Source organism: Roseibium sp., assembly GCF_025698965.1.
Taxonomy (GTDB): domain Bacteria; phylum Pseudomonadota; class Alphaproteobacteria; order Rhizobiales; family Stappiaceae; genus Roseibium.
In genome coordinates, this window is the sequence record NZ_JAILWL010000400.1 from 1 (window position 1) to 6,147 (window position 6,147).

General features: G+C 55.7%; 5 protein-coding genes. 3 read left to right on the forward strand and 2 right to left on the reverse strand.

Annotated elements, in window-relative coordinates; genetic code table 11:
* Nucleotides 1-94: 94 nt before the first annotated feature.
* Nucleotides 95-949 (reverse strand): ABC transporter permease, encoded by an 855-nt coding sequence (locus tag K5905_RS25105; RefSeq protein ID WP_297589209.1) that lies wholly within the window; start codon nucleotides 947-949, stop codon nucleotides 95-97.
* The gene (locus K5905_RS25110) at nucleotides 946-1,998 is read right to left on the reverse strand and encodes an ABC transporter ATP-binding protein (RefSeq protein ID WP_297589211.1); all 1,053 of its coding nucleotides are present in this window, start codon (nucleotides 1,996-1,998) and stop codon (nucleotides 946-948) included. The genes K5905_RS25105 and K5905_RS25110 overlap by 4 nt, the downstream gene beginning before the upstream one ends.
* A gap of 259 nt (nucleotides 1,999-2,257) precedes the next feature.
* Between K5905_RS25110 and K5905_RS25115 the strand changes: the two genes are divergently transcribed.
* The 3 genes from K5905_RS25115 to K5905_RS25125 all read left to right on the forward strand — a co-directional run.
* Nucleotides 2,258-3,319 carry an ROK family transcriptional regulator gene (locus K5905_RS25115; RefSeq protein WP_297589214.1) on the forward strand — a complete coding sequence of 354 codons (1,062 nt, stop codon included), beginning with the start codon at nucleotides 2,258-2,260 and terminating at the stop codon, nucleotides 3,317-3,319.
* A gap of 129 nt (nucleotides 3,320-3,448) precedes the next feature.
* Nucleotides 3,449-4,405, forward strand: a complete 957-nt coding sequence (locus K5905_RS25120; RefSeq protein WP_297589217.1) for a TAXI family TRAP transporter solute-binding subunit — start codon at nucleotides 3,449-3,451, stop codon at nucleotides 4,403-4,405.
* Nucleotides 4,406-4,571: 166 nt separating this feature from the next.
* On the forward strand, nucleotides 4,572-6,147 hold a 1,576-nt coding region (locus K5905_RS25125), incomplete at its 3' end, for a TRAP transporter fused permease subunit (RefSeq protein WP_297589220.1).

Consider the following 6,147-nt stretch of genomic DNA (forward strand, 5'->3'; position numbering starts at 1 on the left):
GACCACAGAACGGCCATGGTGAATGGCACAATCAGCCAGATCGCGGTCAGACTGAGCAGCAAGACCAGCAGGATTTTGTTGAACCGGGCAGCAGTCATGCGACCCTCCCACGCAAAGTGAAACGGGTCACTGCAGCCAGCAGACCTGCGCCGACAATGGCGATGACCATCAGGCTGACCCCGACAACCGCCGCGTCATTCCAGCGGCCGCTGGACTTGAAAAACACCATTAACTGAGAAAGCGATTGACGATTGGTCGGGCCAGCTATCACCTGGAAACTGAAATCGGCCAGCGCTCCGATAAAGACGATGATGAGAGAGGCTTGCATGGCGGACACGGTGAGCGGTGCAATCACCTTGCGAAACCGGGCGAAACTGCCGGCACCAAGATCTCTTGCGGCGTTGAGCACGTCGTCGGAAATGCTCTGCACGGCTCCGGTTAGCAGGAGCAGGGCAAAAGGCATGTTCTTCCAGGTTTGCAAGAGCAGAACACCAATGGCGTTACGATCGTTCTGCATGCGCTGCGGTTCGTCCCAGAGGCCCAGGCCCTGCATCAACTGGTTAAGGACGCCGTGATAGGCGATCACGTTGATGAAAAGGAAAGCCGCGACCAGTCCATGAACCAGGAGCGGTGCTTTCAGCATCGCGCCGATTGCAAGCGAGCCGGGGAAGGGTTTGCGTAACCAGATCGCAAGCGGATAAGCAAACATGACGGACAGGAATGCACTGATGACGCCAACGTAGATCGAGTAGGCGACAGCTCTGTTGTAGACCTTGCGGTCCAGCATCTTGTCCCAGAACTCCAGGGAAAAACCGCTTTCACCGGCGAGGTTGTAAAATCCAAAGGACTGGGCAATCGCAATGTAGACCGCCACCCCGATCAAGGCGACGATCAGCCCGAGCCCGGGCGTCAGCAAAGCCAGAATCAGAAGAAATTTCTTCAATTTCATGCCACGGCCTCCAGAAGCACGATCTGGTCCGGTCGCAGGGAAAAGGTGACAACGTCTCCTTCGCGGATTGCAGGTTTGTTGGTCTGGACACGATATTCCGCACCACCGGCATCAACATGCAGATCTGTGAAGTGACCCTGAAAGGCCCGGTGCTTGACCCGCGCTGTCAGCTGGTTTTCGCCATTGGCCGACATGTCCGCATGTTCCGGCCGCCAGCAAATCTTGACCTTTGAGGATTTGGGTGGATTGGAGGAAGTGGCAACGAGCCGGCCAAGGGGTGTTGTCAGTTCGATTTCGCCATTGCCATTCGTTGATTTGACCTGGGCTTCCAGAACATTGGCGCTGCCGATGAAGTCGGCGACAAAGCTGGTTTTCGGGGCACTGTAAAGTTCTTCAGGCGTGTCGGCCTGTTCGATCCGGCCACCATTCATGACGAAAACCCGGTCAGACATGGCGAGTGCTTCTGCCTGGTCATGTGTCACGTAGATTGCCGTCAGGCCGAAATCACGCTGAATGCGGCGGATTTCGATTCGTACCTGGTCGCGCAGCTTGGCATCGAGATTGGAAAGGGGTTCGTCGAACAGGATGACGTTGGGCCGCATGACAAGGGCGCGACCAAGCGCGACCCGTTGCTGTTGGCCGCCGGAAAGCTGATTGGGAAGTTTGGCAAGATGCAGCGACAGATCAAGGTTTTCGATAACTGCATCCAGGCGCTCCTTGCGATCTGTCTGACCAACCTTTTTCTGGCGCAGCCCAAATTCCAGATTTTCCTGAACGGTGAGATGAGGAAACAAGGCGTATGACTGGAAGCAGAGGGCGGTGTCACGCTTTTCCGGGGGAGTGTCGGTGACATTCTTGCCGGCGAGATGGATCTGACCCCCTGTCGGGGTCACGAAGCCGGAAATCATCTTCAAGAGGGTGGTCTTGCCACATCCCGACGGACCAAGAAGTGTGACGAATTCGCCAGAGGCGACTTCGAAACTGACGTCTTTTACAGCGACGAAGTCGCCAAACTCCATTCGCAGATTGCGCGCGCTGATACCGTCCATGACCTGGAACCTCCCATTTCCGTATCGCTAAACTTTATCACCCATTATGAGTATTATTATTTTTTACTCATGAAAAGTAATATTTTTATGACAGGGATTGGCGGGACCTTCACGGACGAATAGGATAGGGTGCCGTTTCGATTGGAATGTTTTGGAAAATCAATCTGTGGTAGTAGAAGATCAGAACCAGCAAGTCTCAGAAGGTAATGGGCTTTTTCCGATCGGGCCGAGCAGTGCCGCCATTTTGGAAGCCGTGCGAGTGAACGAATTGGTTGCACGTGCAGACTTGCCTGAGCCGACCGGATTATCTCAACAATCAGTTCATCGTTTAACCGAAGAACTGCTCGAAAAGGGGTTTCTTGAACGGCGCGAACCAGTCATTCAGGGGCGCGGCAAGCCCAGCCCGAGATTGGCCGTCAATCCGTCGGGCGCCTGCAGCGTTGGAATATCGGTTGATACCAACACTGTTGAAACCGTTTGGGTCGATCTTGTCGGAAATATTCTCTCCCAGACACGGATAGATGTTGATCCAAATGATCCGGAAGCGGTGATTTCGGCGGCGTATGAAACGTCCATGTCGAAACTTGAAAGCCTGGAGCTCGATCCGATGCGGATCGCCGGCTGCGGCGTTTCGATCCAGGGTTTTCGTGTGTCGAGCGAAAACAGGTTCACCACTCCGGTTCCCTTGAGCAGATGGACGGAAGTTCCTGTCGAGGAGTACTTTTCCGCTGCTTTCAAGTCCCCAGCTTATGCGGAAAACAACGCGACCTTGGGGGCAATTGCTGAGCTTTGGAGCGGTGCAGGCAAAACCTATCCGACCTTTGCCTATCTGTCGTTCAACTACGGCTTCGGTGGCGGTCTGGTACTTGAAGGGCGACCCTATTATGGCTTCAACCGGAACGCTGCCGAATTGACCGCGTCATTTCCGCAAGACGAAAGGGAAGACCGTCCGGCGTTGCAATATCTGATCAAGGCACTGCGCGAAAACGGTGTCGACGTACCGTCAATAAAAGCACTGAAAACCAATTTTGATCCTGAATGGCCCGGAGTTCGCGATTGGATTGAGCGAGTCACACCAGCCCTCAACCGGATTGTCCGCAACCTTTGTGCAATTCTTGACCCTGCTGCGATCGTATTCGGTGGCGAGGCGCCACCGGCGTTGCGGCAGATGCTTATTGACGCCTCCTCGTACCGGCACAGGGACCATTTCGGTCGGGCCGTTCCCGGGCCGGATCTGGTTCAAAGCCGGATCCCGGTGGAGCCGAGTGCCGTGGGCGCGGGAATCCAGACCATCCGCCGGCGGGTTCTGAACCAAGTCTGATCGACTGGGCGGATTTTCCCGAATCTGACCTTGCTGACATGAGCGGAGCGCGCTGAATATTTGTCAGACAAATACATTGCCTCGCCCTCACGCGCGCAATAACCTTTCGACAAAATTGGGAGCAAATTCATGAAATCAAATCTTCTCAAACTGGCCCTTGGCCTGTCGTTGTCATTTGCTGCAGCGGAGGCGCAGGCCGAAACACGAATTACCTACAAATCGGCAAAATCGAGTTCGTCCTACTACCAGATGGGAGTTCAGATTGCCGAGGCCATCAAGGCCGGCAGCGATGGTGACATGATCGTCACGGTCGAAGAAAGCCAGGGGTCGGTCCAGAATGTCATGGAAGCCCGGGCGCGCGGTGCGGATTATGTGTTCACGACCCCTCCAGTGCTTGTGAAGCTCGCCCAAGGTGGCAAGGCGATGTTCGAAGGCAAGGGAGATCCGAAATTCGACGAGATCCGTGCGTTGTTCCCGATCCCGTCGCTGACCATGCATTTTGTCATGTCGGAAAAGAGCGGTGTAACCGATTTTGCCGGGATGGAAGGCAAGACGATCCTGCTCGGTAAAGGCTCTTTCGGCGCACGCGAAGGGGAAAAATATCTCAAGCTGTTCGGCCTGGAAGGTAAAGTCGATCTTGCTGAGGTGGAACTCTCCAATGCGGTTGCTGCGCTCAAGAACGGCCAGATCGACGGCTTCGTGACGGCGGGTTCCTGGCCGGCACCGAATGTTATCGAGGCGGCGGCGTCAACCGGTGTGACCGTCATTTCGCTGGATGATGACCAGATCGCACAATCAAAACGCACCAAGCTGGTGATCCCGGCCGGAACCTATACCGGTCAGAGTGAAGACATCACTACAACATCCCTGCCGGTGGTTGCCTATACGACTACGGCAATGGATGACGACACGGCCTATGCCCTGACAAAGACTTACTGGGAACAAAAAGCAAAAATGGGTGAAAGCGCACCGTGGTGGAACGGGGTCGACCAGGACCTGATGGCCAACATCACCGGCAAAATCCACCCAGGTGCAATCCGTTACTACGAAGAAGCCGGTATCGATCTGACCGACACCCAGAAATAATGTTCGGATTTCTGGCGGTTTTGCCGTTCGAACCCACGTCGCACCGGGTATTTTGCCCGGTGCGATGACCAGATAAACCTGCGCTGGCCTCCGCCGGAAGTTGTCTTTTTCGAAAAATCAGATGCTTAACACTGAACCCGCAACGACGCCGTTTGGGCGAACGGCAATGCTTGGACTGGCAATTGTTCTGGTGGTCTTTCACCTGGGACTGATTTTTTCAGGCCTGGTGCCGAACCTTGTCAGTCGGCCAGTCCACCTCGCATTGGCGCTGCCATGGATCTTTCTGTTCGCTGACGGCGGGTTCATGAAGAAAGCCAGTGGCGTTCTCATTTGCGCGGCAGGTGTTGCGGCTTGTCTGTGGGTCGCGGTCAACCAGGAGATGCTGTCAGACCAATATGGCTTTCTGGAAGGCGACTTTCAGATCCTTATCGCCTTTGTCCTGCTGGTGACGGTTCTGGAGGCCGCGCGAAGGGCTATTGGCTGGCCATTGCCGATCGTCGCCACGCTCGCGCTTGCCTATGGACTTTTTGGCCAGCACATCCCGGGCGAATTCGGACATTCCGGAACGCCAATTGCAAGTTTTCTTGGAACACTGACCATCGCAGAAGGTGGCATCTGGGGCAGTCTGACGGGTGTATCGGTCAATGTCGTTGCCATTTTCGTCATATTCGGAGCGGTTCTGAATGCCGGTGAAGCCGGTCAGGGTTTCATGAACCTTGCGGCGGCTGCCGCCGGAAGACTGAAAGGTGGGGCGGCCAAGGTCTCAGTCCTGTCGTCCGCCTTGTTCGGCTCGATTTCGGGGTCCGCGTCAGCCAATGTGGCCTCCACCGGTGCAATCACGCTGCCGGCAATGACACGGCTCGGCTATCCGAAAAGGCTGGCGGCAGCTGTGGAGGCGGTGGCCTCTTCCGGCGGGCAGATCATGCCGCCGCTGATGGGGGCAGGCGCCTTTGTCATGGTGGAACTGACACGTGTCCCCTACACGCAGATCATGATGGCGGCACTTCTGCCGGCCATTCTCTATTTTTTCGCGGTCTGGGTTGGCATCAACGCCTATGCCCGTAATTACGATCTTGCCGCCCTCGCGGTTGAGGAACGGCCCAACCTTCGCCGGGTCGCAATCACATCGGTATTCTTTCTCGTGCCGTTTCTGGTGCTGCTTTACGGCATGTTCATTGCGCAATTCACGCCGCAATACGCCGCCTGCATGGCCATTATCGCAGGGTTCGTGCTGCTGTTCTTCAATGCAACGGGAACCTTTGATCTGAAGCAGATCCTGACCCGGCTGGAAAATGCGGTTCTGACCGCCGCGCGTCAGGTTTCGGTTATCGCCTCGATCATTGTCTGTGCCTCCATCATTATCGGTGTGCTTGCCATCACCGGGCTTGGTGTAAAAATCACGTCGCTGATCCTTTCCGGGTCCGGCGGGATGTTGTGGCCGTCCTTGCTATTGACGGCGCTTGCCTGCCTGTTTCTGGGCATGGAAGTCCCTACTACGGCGGCCTATGTCATCTGCGTCTCTGTTGCAGGCCCGGCTTTGATTCAGCAGGGGCTGGAGCCACTCCAGGCACATCTTTTCGTGTTCTGGTTTGCCCTGATTTCAACAATTACTCCGCCGGTTTGCGGCGCTGTCTTCATTGCCGCAGGAATGATCGGTGAAAACTGGCTGAAGGTCGCGTTGACCGCCATGGCGCTTGGCCTCGGTCTTTACATCATTCCTCTCGCAATGATCGCAGGGGGGG

Bases quoted from the DNA above. Each gene is read 5' to 3' on its own strand.
- K5905_RS25105 (WP_297589209.1), bottom strand. From the start codon at position 949: ATGAAATTGAAGAAATTTCTTCTGATTCTGGCTTTGCTGACGCCCGGG.
- K5905_RS25120 (WP_297589217.1), top strand. From the start codon at position 3,449: ATGAAATCAAATCTTCTCAAACTGGCCCTTGGCCTGTCGTTGTCATTT.
- K5905_RS25110 (WP_297589211.1), bottom strand. From the start codon at position 1,998: ATGGACGGTATCAGCGCGCGCAATCTGCGAATGGAGTTTGGCGACTTC.